This is a genomic window from Streptomyces sp. NPDC005925, from assembly GCF_040638805.1.
In the GTDB taxonomy this organism is placed as follows: domain Bacteria; phylum Actinomycetota; class Actinomycetes; order Streptomycetales; family Streptomycetaceae; genus Streptomyces.
The window spans coordinates 81444-99526 of the sequence record NZ_JBEXVL010000009.1 but is presented as its reverse complement, the minus strand read 5'-3'; the positions used below and the strand labels follow the sequence as shown (position 1 = coordinate 99526).

Genomic DNA, 18083 nt, shown 5'->3' with positions numbered 1-18083 from the left:
ACCGGCAGCCGGAACGGGCGGGCAACGGCTCAACGTGAACAAGGGGGCACCCGGCGTCGGCGCGCCGGGTGCCCTTCTGTCGTCCTCGCTGCCCGCCTGTCCCGGCCGCCTCCGCCTCCTGTTCCTCCTCTGCCGCCTCTGCCGCCTCTGCCGCCGCTCATGCTCCGGTCACCGCTGCCCGATGTGAGGACCGGCGGACCCTGCCGACCGCGCGCCGGACGTCCGAGCCGCGATTCTCCAGCCCCATTAGGTAAACTAAACAAAAAGACGTCTGTCCAAGGTGCGCCGGGAAGTCTGGTCGGCATGCGCTCCACGCTGCCCACCGACCGGGAGGTCCCCCGTGCCCGAGCCTCGCACCAGCACCCCGCCCCGCCCCGCCGCCACCCTCACCCGCAGAGCGTTCGGGCGCCTTTCGCTGCCCGAGCGACGGTTCGTCACGAACGCGCTGCGCACCGAGACCGTCGGCGGTGTCCTGCTGCTCCTCGCGGCGATCAGCGCCCTGTTCTGGGCGAACGTACCGGTGCTGCACGACAGCTACGAGCGCGTCGGCCACTACCACCTCGGCCCGGAATCCCTCGGCCTCCACCTGTCCGTCGCCCACTGGGCCGCCGACGGACTGCTGGCGATCTTCTTCTTCGTCGCGGGCACAGAGCTCAAGCGCGAACTCGTCGACGGCGACCTGAAAGACCCGAAGGCAGCCGTGCTGCCGGTCGTCGCGGCCCTCTGCGGCATGGCCGTACCGGCCGTGGTCTACGTCGTGACCAGCACCGCCGGCCACGGCTCCCTCGACGGCTGGGCCGTGCCCACCGCCACCGACATCGCCTTCGCGCTGGCCGTGCTCGCCGTGATCGGGACGTCCCTGCCGAGCGCGCTGCGGGCCTTCCTGCTCACACTCGCGGTCGTGGACGACCTGTTCGCGATCCTCATCATCGCGATCTTCTTCACCGACCGCATCGACTTCGCGGCCCTCGGCGGCGCCGTCGCCGCCCTGGCGGTGTTCTGGCTGCTGCTGCGCAAGGGCGTGCGCGGCTGGTTCGTGTACGTGCCGCTCGCCCTGGTGATCTGGGGGCTGATGTACAACAGCGGCGTGCATGCCACCATCGCCGGTGTCGCCATGGGCCTGATGCTGCGCTGCCACCGGCGCGAGGGCGAGGAACGATCCCCCGGCGAACGCGTCGAGCACCTCGTGCGCCCCCTGTCGGCGGGTCTGGCCGTGCCGCTGTTCGCGCTGTTCAGCGCGGGTGTGTCCGTGTCCGGACCCGCCCTCGGCGAGGTGTTCACCAAGCCGGAACCACTCGGTGTCGTACTCGGTCTGTTCGTCGGCAAGACCATCGGTGTCTTCGGCGGCACCTGGCTCACGGCGCGTTTCACGAGGGCCTCGCTCGGCGACGAACTGGCGTGGGCCGACGTCTTCGCGGTGGCGACACTCGCCGGCATCGGCTTCACCGTCTCGCTGCTCATCGGCGAGCTCGCCTTCGAGGACGACGCGGTCCTCACGAACACGGTCAAGGCCGCTGTGCTGACGGGCTCGGTGATCGCGGCCGTCCTGGCGTCCGTGCTGCTGAAGGTGCGCAACGCCAAGTATCGACGGCTGTACGACGCCGAGAACCGCGACGACGACCTCGACGGCGTTCCGGACATCTACGAGGAGGACGAACCGGAGTACCACCTTCGGATGGCCGCCATCCACGAGCGCAAGGCCGCGGAACACCGCCGGATCGCCGCCGAGAAGGCCGCGGAGCGCCGCAGGCTTGCCGAAGTGTCGGGCAGGGCAGGCGTGGACGAGAACGGTCCGGCATGATCTGACGAGACGGTACATAAAGACGGAATCATGAACCCGGACGTACGCGGCCGGATCCACGGCCCGTCAGACCCGCCCCGTCGCACCGCGGACGCACCGCAGACCCATGGCGAACGCACCGCAGACGGACCGCACGATCACCACGGAACGCACGCAGAACGCACGCACAAGAGGGAGACCGCGATGAGCGCACCCGACGGCAGCCCGGTCGGCGCCGAACGCAGCATCGGTCAGCTGTTCGCCACGGCGACGACCGAATTGTCGGCGCTGGTGCACGACGAGATCGCACTGGCCAAGGCCCAGCTGAAGCGGGATGTCAAGCGCGGTGCGATGAGCGGCGGCGCCTTCACCGCGGCCGGCCTGCTCCTGCTGTTCTCCCTGCCGATGCTGAACTTCGCCCTGGCCTACGGCATCCGCACGTGGAGCCACTGGAACCTGGCGATCTGCTTCCTGCTGTCCTTCGCCGCCAACGTCCTGGTCGCGGTCCTCCTCGTGCTGACCGGTGTCGCGTTCGCGAAGAAGGCGAGGAAGAGCCGCGGCCCGCAGACGGTCGCCGCGTCGATGAAGGAATCGGCGGGCGTCCTGCAGAACGCCAAGCCGCATCCGCGCCCGGCCGTCGAAGCCCCGGCTCCCGAGGCGATCGAGGCTGTGGCACGCTCGTCCTCATGACCGACCCCGGCAATTCTTCGGCGCGGCCCGCCTCGCTCGTACGGCTCGACGTGCCCGGCGGTCACCGGGTGACCCACCGGGACGTCGCCGCCAACGGCGCCCGTTTCCACATCGCGGAAGTGGGTGACGGGCCGCTCGTACTGCTCGTGCACGGCTTCCCGCAGTTCTGGTGGACCTGGCGGCACCAGCTGGGCGCCCTGGCCGACGCCGGGTACCGGGCCGTCGCCATGGACCTCAGGGGCGTCGGCGGCAGCGACCGCACCCCCCGCGGCTACGACCCGGCCAACCTCGCCCTCGACATCACCGGCGTGATCCGCTCCCTCGGCGAGCCGGACGCCGCGCTCGTCGGCCACGACCTGGGCGGCTACCTGGCGTGGACGGCCGCCGCCATGCGCCCCAAGCTCGTACGACGGCTCGCGGTCACGTCGATGCCGCACCCGCGGCGCTGGCGCGCCTCGATGCTCAGGGATGCCCGGCAGACCGCCGCCGGCTCCTACATCTGGGGCTTCCAGCGGCCCTGGGTCCCGGAGCGGCAGCTCACCGCCGACGACGGAGCCCTCGTCGGACGTCTGCTCCGGGACTGGTCGGGTCCGCGCCCGCTGGACGACGAGGCGGTCACGGCGTACCGCCGAGCCATGTGCATCCCCTCGACGGCGCACTGCTCGATCGAGCCGTTCCGGTGGATGGTGCGGTCGATGGCCCGCCCGGACGGCATCCAGTTCAACCGCCGGATGAAGCGTCCGGTGCGGGTGCCGACGCTGCATCTGCACGGCTCGCTCGACCCCGCCGTACGGACGCGGAGCGCGGCCGGCTCCGGCGAGTACGTCGAAGCGCCCTACCGCTGGCGGCTGTTCGACGGGCTGGGGCACTTCCCGCACGAGGAGGACCCGGCGGCGTTCTCCACCGAGCTCGTCAACTGGCTGAAAGACCCCGAGCCCGACCGCTGAACGCGCCCGCCCGACGGGACGATCGGACCGGCCGGCGGCCTGTCCCCCGGCGCCCGCCGTACCGGACGCGAACGCATGTCCGCCGAACGGCCACTTGCCTGACGCATAGGCCAATTGTCGCCCTCCGGGGCGGTTATCGACCATGGGTCAGGGGCAAACGTCGGGGTATGGGCTGGACGCACGACTACAGTGACGCAGCACGCAATCGCCGCTCGGGCAGTGCCCTGGGCTTTTCCCCACGAGGCAACCCGCAAGTGGCGGGCGCCGACCTCCGGGTGGGAATCCCGCGCATCCTGCGCCGCCGGGCCCGCTGGGTCTCGGTACGCCTGCGCCATCCGCGCGGCTGAAAACAACCTCTCGGCACCCGCTCGTCCGGCACCCCTCCCGGGGGCCTACAGCGCGCAGTTGTCGCTGTCGACCTGCTGGTTCGCGGTCCGTCCCCTGGCGATGTCGTCCCTGATCTCGTCCGCGGTGAGCGCGTAGCCCGTCTCGGCGTTGTCGAGGGACTTCGCGAAGACCACGCCGTAGACCTTGCCGCGGGGCGTGAGCAGCGGGCCGCCGGAGTTGCCCTGGCGGACCGTCGCGTACAGCGAGTACACGTCGCGGCGCACGGTGCCGCGGTGGTAGATGTCGGGCCCGTTGGCGGTGATGCGGCCGCGCACGCGCGCCGAACGCACGTCGTACGCGCCGTTCTCCGGGAAGCCGGCGACGATCGCGCTGTCGCCGCCGTCGGCGTCCTCTCCGGTGAACCGCAGCGCGGGCGCCCTCAGTCCGGGTACGTCGAGTACGGCGATGTCGCGCCGCCAGTCGTAGAGGACGACCGTCGCGTCGTACTTGCGGCCCTCACCCCCTATCTGGACCGTGGGCTCGTCGACACCGCCCACGACGTGCGCGTTCGTCATGATGCGGCGGTCGTCGAAGACGAACCCGGTGCCCTCCAGGACCTTGCCGCAGCTCTCCGCGGTGCCGGTGACCTTGACGATGGAGTGCTGGGCGCGGGCGGCGACCGGACTGCCCACGAGAGCCGGGTCCGGGGGCTGCACCTCGTTGATCGGCTCGTTGGAGAACGGGCTGAAGACCTGCGGGAAGCCGTTCTGCGCGAGGACGGTGGAGAAGTCCGCGAACCAGGTGTCGGCCTGCGCGGGCAGCGCCCGTGAGACACCGAGCAGCACCTTGGAGTTGCGGACCTCCTTGCCGAGCGTCGGCAGGGTCGTGCCCGCCAGGGCGGAGCCGATCAGCCAGGCCACCAGCAGCATCGCGACGACGTTGACCAGCGCGCCGCCGGTCGCGTCCAGCGCTCTGGCCGGGGACCAGGTGATGTACCGGCGCAGCTTGTTGCCCAGATGGGTCGTCAGGGCCTGGCCGACCGAGGCACACACGATGACGACGACCACCGCGACGACGGCGGCGCTCGTGCTGACCTCCGCGTTGTCCGTGAGTACGTCCCACAGGACGGGGAGTGTGTAGACGGCGACGAGGCCGCCGCCGAGGAACCCGATCACCGACAGGATGCCGACGACGAAGCCCTGGCGATAGCCGACGATCGCGAACCACACGGCGGCGACCAGCAACAGGATGTCCAGCACGTTCACGAACGCCACCCTGTCACGAGCGCCAGTCGAGCGGGACCTGCTTCTCCCGGTCCCAGGGCCGCTCCCAGCCCGCGTAGTGCAGCAGGCGGTCGATGATTCCGGCCGTGAAACCCCACACGAGAGCCGATTCGACCAGGAAGGCCGGGCCCTGGTGCCCTCCCGGGTGGACGGCTGTGGCCCGGTTGGCCGGATCCGTGAGGTCGGCCACGGGGACCGTGAAGACCCTGGCCGTCTCGTTGGGATCGACGGCGCCGACCGGGCTCGGCTCGCGCCACCAGCCCAGCACCGACGTGACGACGAAACCACTCACCGGGATGTAGAGCCTGGGCAGGACGCCGAACAACTGGACGCCGGCCGGGTCCAGCCCGGTCTCCTCCTCGGCCTCGCGAAGCGCGGCCCGCAGCGGGCCGTCGCCCTGCGGGTCGCCGTCCTCGGGGTCGAGGGAGCCGCCGGGGAACGACGGCTGGCCCGCGTGGGAGCGCAGCGAGCCGGCGCGCTCCATCAGCAGCAACTCGGGGCCGCGCGCGCCCTCACCGAAGAGGATCAGCACGGCCGCCTGCCGTCCGCCGCCCCCCTCGGGCGGCAGGAAGCGGCTCAGCTGCACGGGCTGGACCGTCTCCACGGCCCGCACCACCGGAGCCAGCCAGTCCGGCAGGCCCTCCTTGCTCAGTGTCACGGGGCCGCCCCGCGTGTTGCTCGCGTGCGTCATCGGCACCCCCCTCGTTCTGTCCTCTCCAACGCCCGGCGGTCCGCGGATCGTTCCTGGCCGGCCCTCATCGGGCCCCCAGCGGCGGGGCGGGCCGGCCGCCCGCGTCCAGATACGCCTGCGGCGGCTTCAGCCGCTGCCCCGGGTGCCCGCCCTTCTCGTACTTCAACAGCTTCGTCGCCTTCTCCGGGTCCGTCTCGCCCTCGCCGTACGCCGGGCAGAGCGGGGTGATCGGGCAGGCGCCGCAGGCGGGCTTGCGGGCGTGGCAGATGCGCCGGCCGTGCCAGATGACGTGGTGCGAGAGGTCGGTCCAGTCGCTCTTCGGGAACAGCCCGCCGACCGCGGCCTCGATCTTGTCCGGGTCGGTCTCCTCCGTCCACTGCCAGCGGCGCACGAGGCGCTGGAAGTGCGTGTCCACGGTGATGCCGGGACGCCCGAAGGCATTGCCCAACACCACGAACGCCGTCTTCCGGCCCACCCCGGGCAGCTTCACGAGGTCCTCGAGGCGGCCGGGGACCTCGCCGCCGAAGTCCTCGACGAGCGCCTTGGACAGGCCTGTCACGGAGCGCGTCTTGGCCCGGAAGAAGCCGCACGGCCGCAGGATCTCCTCGACCTCCTCCGGATTGGCGGCGGCCAGGTCCTCGGGGGTCGGGTACTTCGCGAACAGCGCGGGCGTCGTCTGGTTGACCCTGAGGTCGGTGGTCTGGGCCGACAGGACCGTGGCGACCACCAGTTGGAACGCGTTCTCGAAGTCCAGCTCGGGGTGGGCGTACGGGAAGACCTCGGCGAGCTCGCGGTTGATGCGGCGGGCGCGGCGGACCAGGGCCGTACGCGACTCGTTCCGCGGCGGCTTCGCGGCGACGGGCTTCGCCGCCGGAGCACCCTTGACGGCGGCGGTGGCCTTCTTGGGAGCGACGACGGCCTTCTTCAGGGCGGCGGCCTTCTTCACGGGCTCGGCCGCGGCCTTCTTGCCGGACCCCGCCTTCCGGGCCGGCCCGGGCGCGGTCCCCGCACCGGAGTCACCGGACCCACCGGGCTCCCCGGAAACGGCCTTCCCGGCCGGTGCAACGCGCTTGTCGGCCGACTTCGCCACCGCTGTCTTTCCTGTCGCTCTCGCCGTTTCCCTACCGCCATCAGGGCCCTGTTCGCCCACGGCGGAATCACGACGTACACCCACCCGGGCAGCCCCCTAGACCTGTGCTCACCGGCTATTTGGACACCCGGCCAGCCTAAGCCCCGGCACCGACATCCGCCCCGGACCCGGAAGATCAGCCCCCAATTGGACCCCTGCCGCTTACCCGGGCACACCAGTGCGGCATCCTTGTGACAGATCACACTGTTTGCACGGTCCGGCAAGATGGGGAGCACGGTCCCCTGTGTACGCGGGGGAGCAAGATCCCCTGAGCAGGTCGACAAGGAGAGAACTCGTGGACGACGTTCTGCGGCGCAACCCGCTCTTCGCGGCGCTCGACGACGAGCAGGCCGCGGACCTCCGCGCCTCCATGAGTGAGGTGACACTCGCGCGCGGCGACTCCCTGTTCCACGAGGGCGACCCCGGTGACCGGCTCTACGTCGTCACCGAGGGCAAGGTCAAGCTGCACCGCACGTCCCCGGACGGCCGCGAGAACATGCTGGCCGTCGTCGGCCCCAGCGAGCTGATCGGCGAGCTGTCGCTGTTCGACCCGGGCCCGCGCACGGCGACGGCGACCGCGCTGACCGAGGTCAAGCTGCTCGGCCTCGGCCACGGCGACCTCCAGCCCTGGCTGAACGTCCGCCCGGAGGTGGCCACGGCCCTGCTGCGCGCCGTCGCCCGCCGACTGCGCAAGACCAACGACGCGATGTCCGACCTGGTCTTCTCGGACGTCCCCGGCCGGGTGGCCCGCGCCCTGCTGGACCTGTCGCGCCGCTTCGGGGTGCAGTCCGAGGAGGGCATCCACGTCGTGCACGACCTCACGCAGGAGGAGCTGGCCCAGCTGGTCGGCGCGTCCCGCGAGACGGTCAACAAGGCGCTGGCCGACTTCGCCCAGCGCGGCTGGCTCCGCCTGGAGGCACGCGCCGTGATCCTGCTGGACGTGGAGCGCCTCGCGAAGCGCTCGCGCTGACGCGAGCCGCACAGCGCCGTACGACCCGGATGCCCGCCTCCCTCCGGAGGCGGGCATCCGCGCGCGTGGGGGCCACTCGGGCGCCGCCGAAGGCGGAGTGCCTGCCTCAGATCAGCCCGTGCTCGCGCAGGTACTCCAGCTGCGCCCGCACGGACAGCTCCGCCGCGGGCCACAGGGAGCGGTCGACGTCGGCGTACACCTGGGCGACGACTTCGGGGGCCGTGCGGTGGCCGTTCTCGACGGCCGTCTCGACCTGGGCGAGCCGGTTGGCCCGGTGGGCCAGGTAGTACTCCACGGCGCCCTGGGCGTCGTCCAGGACCGGCCCGTGCCCCGGCAGGACCGTGTGCACGCCGTCGTCGACCGTGAGCGACCTGAGTCTGCGCAGCGAGTCCAGGTAGTCGCCCAGGCGGCCGTCGGGGTGCGCCACCATGGTGGTGCCGCGACCGAGGATCGTGTCGCCCGTGAGGACGGCCCGGTCGGCCGGGAGATGGAAGCACAGCGAGTCGGCCGTGTGCCCGGGTGTCGGTACCACCCGCAGCTCCAGTCCGCCGACGGTCACGACGTCCCCGGCCGCGAGGCCCTCGTCGCCGAGCCGCAGCGCCGGGTCGAGGGCACGCACGCGCGTGCCGGTCAGTTCGGCGAACCGGGCGGCGCCCTCGGCGTGGTCGGGGTGACCGTGCGTCAGCAGGGTCAGGGCGACGCGCCTGCCGGCCCGCTCGGCCGCGCCGACGACGTGCCGCAGGTGCCCCTCGTCCAGCGGCCCCGGGTCGACGACGACGGCGAGGTCGGAGTCCGGCTCCGACAGCAGCCAGGTGTTCGTGCCGTCCAGGGTCATCGCGGAGGCGTTGGGCGCCAGGACGTTGACCGCGCGTGCGGTGGCGGGGCCCGATTCGACGCCGCCGCGCGGCTGGCCCGGCAGGGCGTTCGCGGCCGTCATTCGGGGGCTCCGCCGGCCGGGATGTGCTTGGTGAACTCGTCGTGGCCCGGCCAGGACAGCACGACCTCGCCGTCCTCCAGCCGGGCCTCGGCCAGCACGGGCGTCAGATCCCGGCCGGGTGCGGCGGCCAGCGCCCCGGCGGCCGTGCCGTACGGCACCAGCTGACGCAGCGTCGCGATGGTCGGCGGCATCATCAGCAGCTCGCCCCTGTCGTACGACGCGGCGGCCTCGCCCGGGGCGATCCACACCGTGCGGTCGGCCTCCGTGGAGACGTCGCGGGTGCGCTGGCCCTCCGGGAGGGCGGCCACGAAGAACCACGTGTCGTAGCGGCGGGGCTCGAACTCGGGGGTGATCCAGCGGGTCCACGCGCCCAGCAGGTCCGAGCGCAGGACCAGGCCGCGGCGGTCGAGGAACTCGGCGAAGGACAGCTCACGGCCGACCAGGGCGACGCGGTCCGCCTCCCAGTCGTCGCCCGTGGTGTCACCGACGACCGAGTCGGGGGTCGGCCCGGCGAGCAGGACGCCCGCCTCCTCGTACATCTCCCGGACGGCCGCGCAGACGATCGCCTGGGCGTCGGACTCGGGTACGCCGAGGCGGCCGGCCCACCATGCGCGCGTGGGGCCCGCCCAGCGCACGGTGTGGTCGTCGTCACGCGGGTCGACGCCGCCGCCCGGATAGGCGTACGCACCGGCGGCGAAGGCCATGGAGGCACGACGGCGCAGCATGTGCACGGCCGTACCGGTGCCGGTGTCCTTCAGGAGCATGACGGTGGCCGCGCGTCTCGGGGTCACCGGGGTGAGGGTGCCCTCCGCGAGCGCGCGGATGCGGGCGGGCCACTCCGGGGGGTACCACTGCCCATTCGCCATGGCCGGAGGCTATCCGGTGACGCGCGGATGTTCGAGAGGGGCCGGGTACGGGGGCACCCGGCGCCGCGGCTGGGCGACCGGGTGCCTGCGGGGGCGTACCCGCCGCGGACGACCGCGGGCCGGCCCCCGGTGCCGTCACGCCTGGGTCAGCTCGACCTGGATCTCGACCTCGACGGGAGCGTCCAGCGGCAGGACCGCCACGCCCACCGCGCTGCGGGCGTGCACGCCCCTGTTGCCGAGGACCTCGGCGAGGAGCTCGCTGGCGCCGTTCAGGACGCCGGGCTGGCCGGTGAAGTCGGAGGCGGAGGCGACGAAGCCGACGACCTTCACCACGCGCGCGATGCGGTCCAGGTCACCGGCGACGGACTTGACGGCGGCCAGGGCGTTCAGCGCACACGTGCGTGCCAGTTCCTTGGCCTCCTCGGCGGTGACCTCCGCGCCGACCTTCCCGGTGACGGGCAGCTTGCCCTGCACCATGGGGAGCTGGCCGGCGGTGTACACGTACGGCCCGGTCTGCACGGCCGGCTGGTACGCGGCAAGCGGCGGAACGACTTCCGGAAGCGTCAGGCCCAGTTCGGCCAGGCGCGCCTCGACGGCACTCATGCCTGCTTCTCCCGCTTCAGATAGGCGACGAGCTGCTCGGGGTTGTTCGGCCCGGGCACGACCTGGACGAGCTCCCAGCCGTCCTCGCCCCAGGTGTCCAGAATCTGCTTCGTGGCGTGGACGAGCAAGGGCACGGTTGCGTATTCCCACTTGGTCATGCGGCCGACTCTAGCCGCTGATCCGAGCCCTCCCGCCGCCGGCCACGACGGCGTTGTCCACAGCCCACGACCGCCCACGCGGCCGCGTTGTCCACAGCCTCCCGCGTGGTCCCGACTCGGACTGGTTAGTCTCGAATACGTGAGCAGGCTCCAGGTCATCAGCGGCAAGGGCGGCACCGGGAAGACCACGGTCGCCGCAGCCCTCGCGCTGGCCCTGGCCACGGCGGGGAAGCGGACGCTCCTCGTCGAGGTCGAGGGCCGGCAGGGCATCGCACAGCTCTTCGAGACGGAGGCGCTGCCCTACGAGGAGAGAAGGATCGCCGTGGCACCCGGCGGCGGGGAGGTGTACGCCCTGGCCATCGACCCGGAGCTGGCTCTGCTGGACTACCTGCAGATGTTCTACAAGCTGGGCGGCGCCGGCCGGGCCCTGAAGAAGATCGGCGCGATCGACTTCGCCACCACCATCGCACCGGGCGTGCGGGACGTACTGCTGACCGGCAAGGCCTGCGAGGCGGTGCGCCGCAAGGACAAGTCGGGCCGGTTCGTCTACGACCACGTCGTCATGGACGCGCCCCCGACAGGCCGCGTCACACGCTTCCTGAACGTCAACGACGAGGTGGCCGGCCTCGCCAGGATCGGCCCCATACACAACCAGGCGCAGGCCGTGATGCGCGTGCTGAAGTCGTCGGAGACGGCCGTACACCTGGTGACGCTGCTGGAGGAGATGCCGGTCCAGGAGACCGCGGACGGCATCGCCGAGCTGCGCGGGGCAGGACTGCCGTTGGGCCGGGTCATCGTGAACATGGTGCGCCCGGCGGTGTTGGACGCAACCGCCCTGGAACTCGTACGGACCGTGCCGCGTTCTTCCCTCGCCAGATCACTGTCGGCCGCCGGGCTCGGCGGGGCGCGGCGCGGCGGGCACGCGGAGCGGCTGGTGGACCCGCTGCTGGAGCAGGCCGCGGAGTACGCCGAGCGGTACACGCTGGAGCAGGAGCAGCGCGAGGCACTCGCCGACCTCGGCCTGCCCCGGCACGAGCTGCCACTGCGGGCGGAGGGCATGGACCTGGCGGGGCTGTACGAGCTGGCCGCCGAGTTGCGCGCGCAGGACCTGTCATGAGGCCCGCGCCCCCTGCGGCCCACCAGACGTCGGAAGCAAGGGATGTCATGAGTCCGGACCCGGACCACGCGCACGACTCCACCGCCCGTCCGCCCTCCGCCACCCGGCCGCCGTCCGCCGGGCCACTCTCCCCGGCGCGCGTGCTCGACATCGACCCGCTGCTGGACGACCCGGCCACGCGCATCGTCGTGTGCTGCGGCTCGGGCGGCGTCGGCAAGACGACCACGGCGGCGGCGCTCGGGCTGCGGGCGGCGGAGCGGGGCCGCAAGGTCGTCGTCCTGACCATCGATCCGGCCCGCAGGCTCGCCCAGTCGATGGGCATCGACTCGCTGGACAACACCCCGCGCCGCGTGAAGGGCGTCGAGGGCGACGGCGAGCTGCACGCGATGATGCTCGACATGAAGCGCACCTTCGACGAGATCGTCGAGGCGCACGCGGACCGGGACAGGGCCGCCTCGATCCTGGGCAACCCCTTCTACCAGTCGCTCTCGGCCGGCTTCGCGGGCACGCAGGAGTACATGGCGATGGAGAAGCTGGGCCAGCTGCGCGCGAAGGACGAGTGGGACCTCATCGTCGTCGACACGCCGCCTTCCCGCTCCGCGCTGGACTTCCTGGACGCGCCCAAGCGGCTCGGCTCGTTCCTGGACGGCAAGCTGATCCGCCTGCTGCTGGCCCCGGCGAAGGTCGGCGGCCGGGCGGGGATGAAGTTCCTGAACGTCGGGATGTCGATGATGACGGGCGCCCTCGGCAAGGTGCTGGGCGGACAACTGCTGAAGGACGTCCAGACGTTCATCGCCGCGATGGACTCCACGTTCGGCGGTTTCCGCACGCGTGCGGACGCGACGTACAAGCTGCTCCAGGCGCCCGGTACGGCATTCCTGGTGGTCGCGGCTCCGGAGCGGGACGCGCTGCGCGAGGCCGCGTACTTCGTGGAGCGGCTGTCCGCGGAGGACATGCCACTGGCCGGTCTGGTGCTCAACCGGGTGCACGGCAGCGGCGCCGGCCGACTGTCGGCGGAGCGGGCGCTCGCCGCCGCGGAAAATCTTGAAGAGCGCGGCATTGTGGATCAGGACGGCGGGAAAGAAGGACTTCGTAACTCCCCCGAAGCGCACGACCGTTCAGACTTTCCCGCGCCCGTGACACCAGCAGTGGACCCGGCTCCCGAGGATGGCTCCCCCGCCGCCGAAGAGATCACCGACTCAGGTCCCCCCACGGAATCCGCCCCGGGCCAGGAGTACGCCGATCGGCTCACCGCACGTCTGCTGCGGCTGCATGCCGACCGTATGCAGTTGCTCGCGCGCGAGCAGCGCACCCGTGACCGCTTCGCCTCGCTGCATCCCGAGGTGGCGGTCGTCGAGGTGGCCGCGCTGCCCGGCGACGTGCACGACCTCACGGGGCTGCGCGACATCGGACACCGTCTCGCGGCGCACCGGCACGAACTGCCGTAACCGGGCGGACGGAGGCCCGAAGGCTCAGCGCCCCGTGGTGGCTCGGCGCCGAGTGGTGACTCGGCGACCGACGATGGCTCGGCGACCGGTCCCGGCGTGGCGACCGACGGTGGCGCGGCGACCGGTGGCCGCCGGCCGGAGGTGCGAAGCCCCCTGCCGAGCCTTCCGCGAGAAGTGCTGGTCAGGGGACGTACTCACCCCACCGCCGCGTAGTTCTCGTAGACCTCGTCGTCGTCGAGAGGGACGACACCCGTCCCCCGCTCGTACTCCGTACGCGCCGTCTCCAGCAATCTGCGCCAAGAGGTCACGGTCGGCCGCCTGCGCAGCAGTGCGCGGCGCTCCCGCTCCGTCATTCCTCCCCACACGCCGAATTCGACGCGGTTGTCCAGCGCATCGGCCAGGCACTCCGTCCGCACCGGGCATCCGGTGCACACCGCCTTGGCCCTGTTCTGCGCTGCTCCTTGAACGAACAGTTCATCCGGATCGGTAGTGCGGCAGGCCGCCTGCGCACTCCAGTCGGTTACCCAGCCCATACCGGCGCCGTCCTCTCCCGAATCGAGGCTCCCCCACGGCGGCAGCGGCATATGCACCGCCGCCAGTTGAGGACGTTACGGAAGGTAGGCACAGCGCAACACCCCCGTCGGGCCCAATCTTGCATGGCCCGAACGGACTATGGGTCAGCGGCAGATCACCCGGGGGAGTGACCTGGCGACATGCGCGACCATCCCGGCACATCGGGATGGTTCAGTTACGCCACAGCGGACATCCGGCAACACATAAGGCCAATTCGGACACGGCCTCAGCACATCCGGCCGAGAAAGTCCGGGGAATCCGGAACGATCCGGGGTCGCGGTACGTATTGATTACGTGGCCGCACAGCTGTGACAGTTGAAAGCAGCTTAGGCCAACGCCTATACGTGTGTCCGGCGAATGGCAACGTCCGTCCCGACTCTGCCGCGCCGTCACGCGCCGCCGCGCCCCACGCGGACCGAAGCCCAGGTCGTACACGGGCCGAGGCCGGCCCACACGCGACGGACCGGGCACCCTCGGAACGGACACAAGTACGGATTAGGCTGCCCTCATGCCAAAGAAGCGCTCGGGCGGTGGTCTGTCACCAACGCAGCAGGCCGCCAAGTTCCTCGGAGTCAGTGTGCTCGCGGGAGCCGTCATGGCCGGTCTCGCACTGCCCGCCGTCGGCGCGCTGGGGCTGGCCGCCAAGGGGACGGTGGAGAGCTTCGACGAGCTCCCCGTCAATATGAAGACTCCTCCGCTGAGCCAGCGCACCACGATCCTGGACGCCCAGGGCGGCCAGATCGCCACGGTGTACTCACGCGACCGTACGGTGGTCGACCTCAAGGACATCTCGCCGTACATGCAGAAGGCGATCATCGCGATCGAGGACTCGCGCTTCTACCAGCACGGCGCGATCGACCTGAAGGGCGTGCTGCGCGCGCTGAACAGGAACGCGCAGAGCGGCGGTGTCGCCGAGGGCGCGTCCACCCTCACGCAGCAGTACGTGAAGAACGTCTTCGTCGAGGAGGCCGGCGACGACCCGACGAAGGTCGCGCAGGCCACGCAGCAGACCATCGGCCGGAAGATCCAGGAGCTGAAGTACGCGATCCAGGTCGAGGAGGAGCTCGGCAAGAAGAAGATCCTCGAGAACTACCTGAACATCACGTTCTTCGGCCAGCAGGCCTACGGCGTCGAGGCCGCCGCCCGCCGCTACTTCTCCAAGTCCGCCAAGGACCTGACCATCCCGGAGGCCGCGCTCCTCGCCGGCATCGTCCAGTCGCCCAGCCGGTACGACCCGGTGAACGACGAGACAGAGGCCACCAAGCGGCGCAACATCGTCCTGCGGCGGATGGCCGAGGTCGGCGACATCTCCCGGGCGGAGGCCGAGAAGGCGAAGAAGGCCCCGCTCGGGCTGAAGGTCAGCAAGCCCAAGAACGGCTGCATCACGGCCGTCTCGGGCGCCGGGTTCTTCTGCGACTACGTGCGCGAGGTCTTCCTGAACGACCCGGTCTTCGGCCGTACCAAGAAGGACCGCGCCAAAATCTGGAACCAGGGCGGCCTGACGATCCGCACGACCCTGGACCCGCAGGCCCAGCAGGCCGTGGGTGACTCGGTCCGGGAGCACGTCAACAAGAGCGACGAGGTGGCGACCGCCGCCACCATCGTCGAGCCCGGCACCGGCAACATCCTCGCCATGGGCCAGTCCCGTCCGTACGGCTTCCGCAAGAACGAGACGCAGATCAACCTCTCCGTCGACCAGAGCATGGGCGGCGGCGCGGGCTACCAGCCCGGTTCGACGTTCAAGCCGATCGTGGCCGCCGCCGCCATAGAGGGCGGCATGGCCCCGACGAAGTCCTACTCGTCGCCGTACGAGATGGAGTACCCGAACCCGGTCCGGGCCTGCGACGGCAAGACCTGGAACGAGCAGGGCGTCAAGCTCACCAACGAGAACGAGGACGAGGTCGGCCCGTACGCCATGAAGGAGGCGACCGCGAAGTCGGTCAACACCTACTACGTACAGCTGATCAGCGACATCGGCATCTGCCCCGTGACGGAGATGGCCGCCAAGATGGGGGTCCAGCGGGCCGACGGAGGCAAGCTCGCGCAGGCCCCCTCCATCGCCCTCGGTACGCAGGAAATGTCCCCGCTGACCATGGCGAACGGCTACGCCACCTTCGCCGCGCGCGGCATGCACTGCACGCCCATCGCCATCAAGTCGATCAGCCGGCGCGTCGGTGAGAAGACGCAGTCGCTCGAGGTCCCGAAGTCGACCTGCTCGCGCGCGATGTCCGAGCAGACCGCCGACACGATCAACACACTGCTGAAGGGCGTCGTCGAGGACGGCACCGGCACGCAGGCGGGCCTCGGCAGCCGCCAGAGCGCGGGCAAGACCGGTACGACCGACTTCCGCTACGCGGCCTGGTTCGTCGGCTACACGCCGAACATGGCCGGCGCGGTGTGGGTCGGCGACCCCACCCACAAGCGGCGGATGGTCGACATCTCCATCGGCGGCCGCTGGCACCCCAAGGTGTACGGCGGCGAGGTCCCCGGCCCGATCTGGCGCGACATGATGTCCGGCGCGCTCGACGGCAAGCCCGCCCCCAACTTCAACATCATCCACATCCCCGACCCGGAGAAGGACGAGGACAAGGACAAGGGCGGCGGCCGGAGCGACGGCGATGACAAGGGCGACGGCGGTTTCATCGGCGGCCTGACCAACGGCGGCGGAAACGGCGGCACCGTCCCGACCCCCACCTTCTCCATCCCCGAGGGCTGGATCCAGGGACAGGGCAACGGGGGGAACGGAAACGGGAACGGGGGACGGCGCTGACGCCCGCGGGACTCAGCCGGTAGTCCGGCAGCGAACAACGACGGCCCCGTTCCTCGTACCGATGAGTACGGGAAAGGGGCCGTCGCCGTCGTCTGCCGTGCGACCTCGGCCGCGGCGGGGCCGGGCGGCTCAGCCGGCGAGGAGCTTCTTGACGGCGGCGGCGACGCGACCGCCCTCGGCCAGGCCGACCACCTTCGGGTTCACGATCTTCATGACGGCACCCATGGCTCGCGGGCCCTCGGCACCGGCCGCCTTCGCCTCCTCGACGGCCTGCGCGACGATCACGTTCAGCTCCTCGTCCGACAGCTGCTTCGGCAGGTACGTGGCGAGCACCACGCCCTCCGCCTTCTCCCGCTCGGCCTGCTCGGGACGGCCGCCCTGCGCGAACGCCTCGGCGGCCTCCCGCCGCTTCTTCGCCTCGCGGGCGATCACCTTCTGGATCTCGTCGTCGGAGAGCTCGCGCTTCTGCGTCCCCGCGACCTCCTCCTTGGTGATCGCGGCGAGCGTCAGCCGGAGCGTCGAGGAGCGGAGCTCGTCGCGCTCCTTGATCGCGGCGTTGAGGTCATCCTGCAGCTTCGACTTGAGCGTGGTCATGGGGCCGATTGTCGCAGGTGCCCCGGCGCCGCCGCCCGGTGATTTACCCGAGGTGCCCGCCCACTGACGACAGGGGGCGCTGTCACGCCGCCCGGCTGCTGTGACCGCCGTGACTGCCGGGGCACCCGCCGGGCCGCCCGGACGGACTGCGGAACACGGCAGTTGGCGGGGTCTGACACGATGGACGTATGCGCGCGCGATACGGAGTACCTCTGTCCCTTGCGGCCGTCGGCGCCGCCGGTCTGGTGTACGCGGCGGGTTTCGAAGCCCGCTCCTTCCGCCTGCGAAGGGTGACGATCCCGGCTCTGCCACCAGGGATGCGCCCCCTGCGCGTACTCCAGGTCTCCGACATCCACATGGTCGGCGGCCAGCGCAAGAAGCAGCGCTGGCTGCGCTCACTGGCCGGCCTGCGCCCCGACTTCGTGATCAACACGGGCGACAACCTGTCCGACCCGGAGGGCATCCCCGAGGTCCTGGACGCGCTGGGTCCCCTGATGGAGTTCCCGGGCGCGTACGTCTTCGGCTCGAACGACTACTACGGCCCCCAGCTGCGCAACCCGGCCCGCTACCTGCTGGAGAAGGTCCAGGGCCGCCACGGCCTGAACGGCAACGCGCCCGCCGTCGCCGCGATCCACAACCCGTGGGAGGACCTCCGCGACGGGCTCGACTCCGCCGGCTGGCTGAACCTCACCAACACGCGGGGCACCCTGAAGGTCGAGGGCGTGTCGATCGAGCTCACGGGCCTGGACGACCCCCACATCAAGAGGGACAGGTACGCGGAGGTGGCGGGCGGACCGTCGCCCGACGCGGACTTCTCGATGGGCGTGGTGCACGCGCCGTACCTGCGGGTGCTCGACGCGTACACGGCGGACGGCTACCCGCTGATCCTTGCCGGCCACACCCACGGCGGCCAGGTGTGCATCCCGTTCTACGGCGCGCTGGTCACCAACTGCGACCTCGACACGGACCGCGTGAAGGGCCTGTCGACGCACACGGCCGCGGGTCACACGTCCTACCTCCACGTGTCGGCGGGCTGCGGCACGAACAGGTACACGCCAGTGAGGTTCGCCTGCCCGCCGGAGGTGACGTTGCTGACGTTGGTGGGGCGGGAGTAGGCGGCGGGGCGCCGGGCCGGAGGCCCTCCTGGTTCCTCCGGCCCGGCCCCCGCCCCGGCAAAACCGGATTTCGTCTACAGCCAGC

The 18083-nt window shown here is 71.2% G+C and carries 18 protein-coding genes; 9 read left to right on the top strand and 9 right to left on the bottom strand.

The window, feature by feature from the left end; genetic code table 11:
• Positions 1–340 precede the first annotated feature (340 nt).
• From nhaA to ABZ354_RS14020, 4 genes are all read left to right on the top strand, one after another.
• Positions 341–1801, top strand: coding sequence for a Na+/H+ antiporter NhaA (gene nhaA, locus ABZ354_RS14035; protein WP_358656385.1), 1461 nt, complete (start codon positions 341–343; stop codon positions 1799–1801).
• Positions 1802–1984: 183 nt separating this feature from the next.
• Positions 1985–2470 carry a phage holin family protein gene (locus ABZ354_RS14030; protein ID WP_358656383.1) on the top strand — a complete coding sequence of 162 codons (486 nt, stop codon included), beginning with the start codon at positions 1985–1987 and terminating at the stop codon, positions 2468–2470.
• Positions 2467–3417 (top strand): alpha/beta hydrolase, encoded by a 951-nt coding sequence (locus ABZ354_RS14025; protein WP_358656381.1) that lies wholly within the window; start codon positions 2467–2469, stop codon positions 3415–3417. Before ABZ354_RS14030 ends, ABZ354_RS14025 begins: the two co-directional genes overlap by 4 nt.
• Before the next feature lie 167 nt (positions 3418–3584).
• Positions 3585–3764 carry a hypothetical protein gene (locus tag ABZ354_RS14020; RefSeq protein WP_358656379.1) on the top strand — a complete coding sequence of 60 codons (180 nt, stop codon included), beginning with the start codon at positions 3585–3587 and terminating at the stop codon, positions 3762–3764.
• 45 nt (positions 3765–3809) lie between these two features.
• On the opposite strand, the gene ABZ354_RS14015 is transcribed toward ABZ354_RS14020, so the two are convergent.
• The 3 genes from ABZ354_RS14015 to nth form a co-directional block, all read right to left on the bottom strand.
• Positions 3810–5009, bottom strand: coding sequence for a MarP family serine protease (locus ABZ354_RS14015; RefSeq protein ID WP_358656377.1), 1200 nt, complete (start codon positions 5007–5009; stop codon positions 3810–3812).
• A 13-nt stretch (positions 5010–5022) separates the two neighbouring features.
• Positions 5023–5718, bottom strand: a complete 696-nt coding sequence (locus ABZ354_RS14010) for a CoA pyrophosphatase (RefSeq protein WP_358656375.1) — start codon at positions 5716–5718, stop codon at positions 5023–5025.
• Between the two features lie 64 nt (positions 5719–5782).
• Positions 5783–6664, bottom strand: a complete 882-nt coding sequence (gene nth / locus ABZ354_RS14005) for an endonuclease III (RefSeq protein WP_358656574.1) — start codon at positions 6662–6664, stop codon at positions 5783–5785.
• A gap of 478 nt (positions 6665–7142) precedes the next feature.
• On the opposite strand from nth, the gene ABZ354_RS14000 reads away from it, so the two are divergent.
• Entirely contained in the window at positions 7143–7817 is a 675-nt protein-coding gene (locus tag ABZ354_RS14000; protein WP_358656373.1) for a Crp/Fnr family transcriptional regulator, read from the top strand.
• A 106-nt stretch (positions 7818–7923) separates the two neighbouring features.
• Here ABZ354_RS14000 and ABZ354_RS13995 read toward each other — a convergent pair whose 3' ends face one another.
• The 4 genes from ABZ354_RS13995 to ABZ354_RS13980 form a co-directional block, all read right to left on the bottom strand.
• A complete protein-coding gene (locus tag ABZ354_RS13995) occupies positions 7924–8754 on the bottom strand; it encodes an MBL fold metallo-hydrolase (protein ID WP_358656371.1) in 831 nt (276 codons plus the stop codon).
• Positions 8751–9620, bottom strand: coding sequence for an NUDIX hydrolase (locus ABZ354_RS13990; RefSeq protein WP_358656369.1), 870 nt, complete (start codon positions 9618–9620; stop codon positions 8751–8753). The genes ABZ354_RS13995 and ABZ354_RS13990 overlap by 4 nt, the downstream gene beginning before the upstream one ends.
• A gap of 135 nt (positions 9621–9755) precedes the next feature.
• On the bottom strand, positions 9756–10223 hold the full coding sequence (locus tag ABZ354_RS13985; protein WP_358656367.1) for a RidA family protein: 468 nt from the start codon (positions 10221–10223) through the stop codon (positions 9756–9758).
• Complete coding sequence (locus ABZ354_RS13980; protein WP_003975360.1) at positions 10220–10381, bottom strand: DUF4177 domain-containing protein; 162 nt, start codon at positions 10379–10381, stop codon at positions 10220–10222. The genes ABZ354_RS13985 and ABZ354_RS13980 overlap by 4 nt, the downstream gene beginning before the upstream one ends.
• 139 nt (positions 10382–10520) lie before the next feature.
• Between ABZ354_RS13980 and ABZ354_RS13975 the strand changes: the two genes are divergently transcribed.
• Together ABZ354_RS13975 and ABZ354_RS13970 are read left to right on the top strand one after the other, a co-directional pair.
• On the top strand, positions 10521–11498 hold the full coding sequence (locus ABZ354_RS13975) for an ArsA-related P-loop ATPase (protein WP_358656365.1): 978 nt from the start codon (positions 10521–10523) through the stop codon (positions 11496–11498).
• Between the two features lie 47 nt (positions 11499–11545).
• Complete coding sequence (locus ABZ354_RS13970) at positions 11546–12946, top strand: ArsA family ATPase (RefSeq protein ID WP_358656363.1); 1401 nt, start codon at positions 11546–11548, stop codon at positions 12944–12946.
• Between the two features lie 194 nt (positions 12947–13140).
• On the opposite strand, the gene wblA is transcribed toward ABZ354_RS13970, so the two are convergent.
• Positions 13141–13479 (bottom strand): transcriptional regulator WblA, encoded by a 339-nt coding sequence (gene wblA, locus ABZ354_RS13965; protein WP_279549312.1) that lies wholly within the window; start codon positions 13477–13479, stop codon positions 13141–13143.
• Positions 13480–14027: 548 nt separating this feature from the next.
• Between wblA and ABZ354_RS13960 the strand changes: the two genes are divergently transcribed.
• The gene (locus ABZ354_RS13960; RefSeq protein WP_358656361.1) at positions 14028–16289 is read left to right on the top strand and encodes a transglycosylase domain-containing protein; all 2262 of its coding nucleotides are present in this window, start codon (positions 14028–14030) and stop codon (positions 16287–16289) included.
• 129 nt (positions 16290–16418) lie between these two features.
• Here ABZ354_RS13960 and ABZ354_RS13955 read toward each other — a convergent pair whose 3' ends face one another.
• Positions 16419–16883 carry a GatB/YqeY domain-containing protein gene (locus ABZ354_RS13955; protein ID WP_358656359.1) on the bottom strand — a complete coding sequence of 155 codons (465 nt, stop codon included), beginning with the start codon at positions 16881–16883 and terminating at the stop codon, positions 16419–16421.
• Between the two features lie 188 nt (positions 16884–17071).
• Here ABZ354_RS13955 and ABZ354_RS13950 point away from each other — a divergent pair, with 188 nt between their 5' ends.
• Positions 17072–17998, top strand: a complete 927-nt coding sequence (locus ABZ354_RS13950) for a metallophosphoesterase (protein ID WP_358656357.1) — start codon at positions 17072–17074, stop codon at positions 17996–17998.
• Positions 17999–18083 lie beyond the last annotated feature (85 nt).

Excerpts from the sequence above, each read along its gene's own strand:
- ABZ354_RS14030 (WP_358656383.1), top strand. The coding sequence starts at position 1,985 with ATGAGCGCACCCGACGGCAGCCCGGTCGGCGCCGAACGCAGCATCGGT.
- ABZ354_RS14025 (WP_358656381.1), top strand. The coding sequence starts at position 2,467 with ATGACCGACCCCGGCAATTCTTCGGCGCGGCCCGCCTCGCTCGTACGG.
- ABZ354_RS14020 (WP_358656379.1), top strand. The coding sequence starts at position 3,585 with ATGGGCTGGACGCACGACTACAGTGACGCAGCACGCAATCGCCGCTCG.
- ABZ354_RS14010 (WP_358656375.1), bottom strand. The coding sequence starts at position 5,718 with ATGACGCACGCGAGCAACACGCGGGGCGGCCCCGTGACACTGAGCAAG.
- ABZ354_RS13995 (WP_358656371.1), bottom strand. The coding sequence starts at position 8,754 with ATGACGGCCGCGAACGCCCTGCCGGGCCAGCCGCGCGGCGGCGTCGAA.
- ABZ354_RS13990 (WP_358656369.1), bottom strand. The coding sequence starts at position 9,620 with ATGGCGAATGGGCAGTGGTACCCCCCGGAGTGGCCCGCCCGCATCCGC.
- ABZ354_RS13985 (WP_358656367.1), bottom strand. The coding sequence starts at position 10,223 with ATGAGTGCCGTCGAGGCGCGCCTGGCCGAACTGGGCCTGACGCTTCCG.
- ABZ354_RS13980 (WP_003975360.1), bottom strand. The coding sequence starts at position 10,381 with ATGACCAAGTGGGAATACGCAACCGTGCCCTTGCTCGTCCACGCCACG.
- ABZ354_RS13970 (WP_358656363.1), top strand. The coding sequence starts at position 11,546 with ATGAGTCCGGACCCGGACCACGCGCACGACTCCACCGCCCGTCCGCCC.
- wblA (WP_279549312.1), bottom strand. The coding sequence starts at position 13,479 with ATGGGCTGGGTAACCGACTGGAGTGCGCAGGCGGCCTGCCGCACTACC.
- ABZ354_RS13960 (WP_358656361.1), top strand. The coding sequence starts at position 14,028 with ATGCCAAAGAAGCGCTCGGGCGGTGGTCTGTCACCAACGCAGCAGGCC.
- ABZ354_RS13955 (WP_358656359.1), bottom strand. The coding sequence starts at position 16,883 with ATGACCACGCTCAAGTCGAAGCTGCAGGATGACCTCAACGCCGCGATC.
- ABZ354_RS13950 (WP_358656357.1), top strand. The coding sequence starts at position 17,072 with ATGCGCGCGCGATACGGAGTACCTCTGTCCCTTGCGGCCGTCGGCGCC.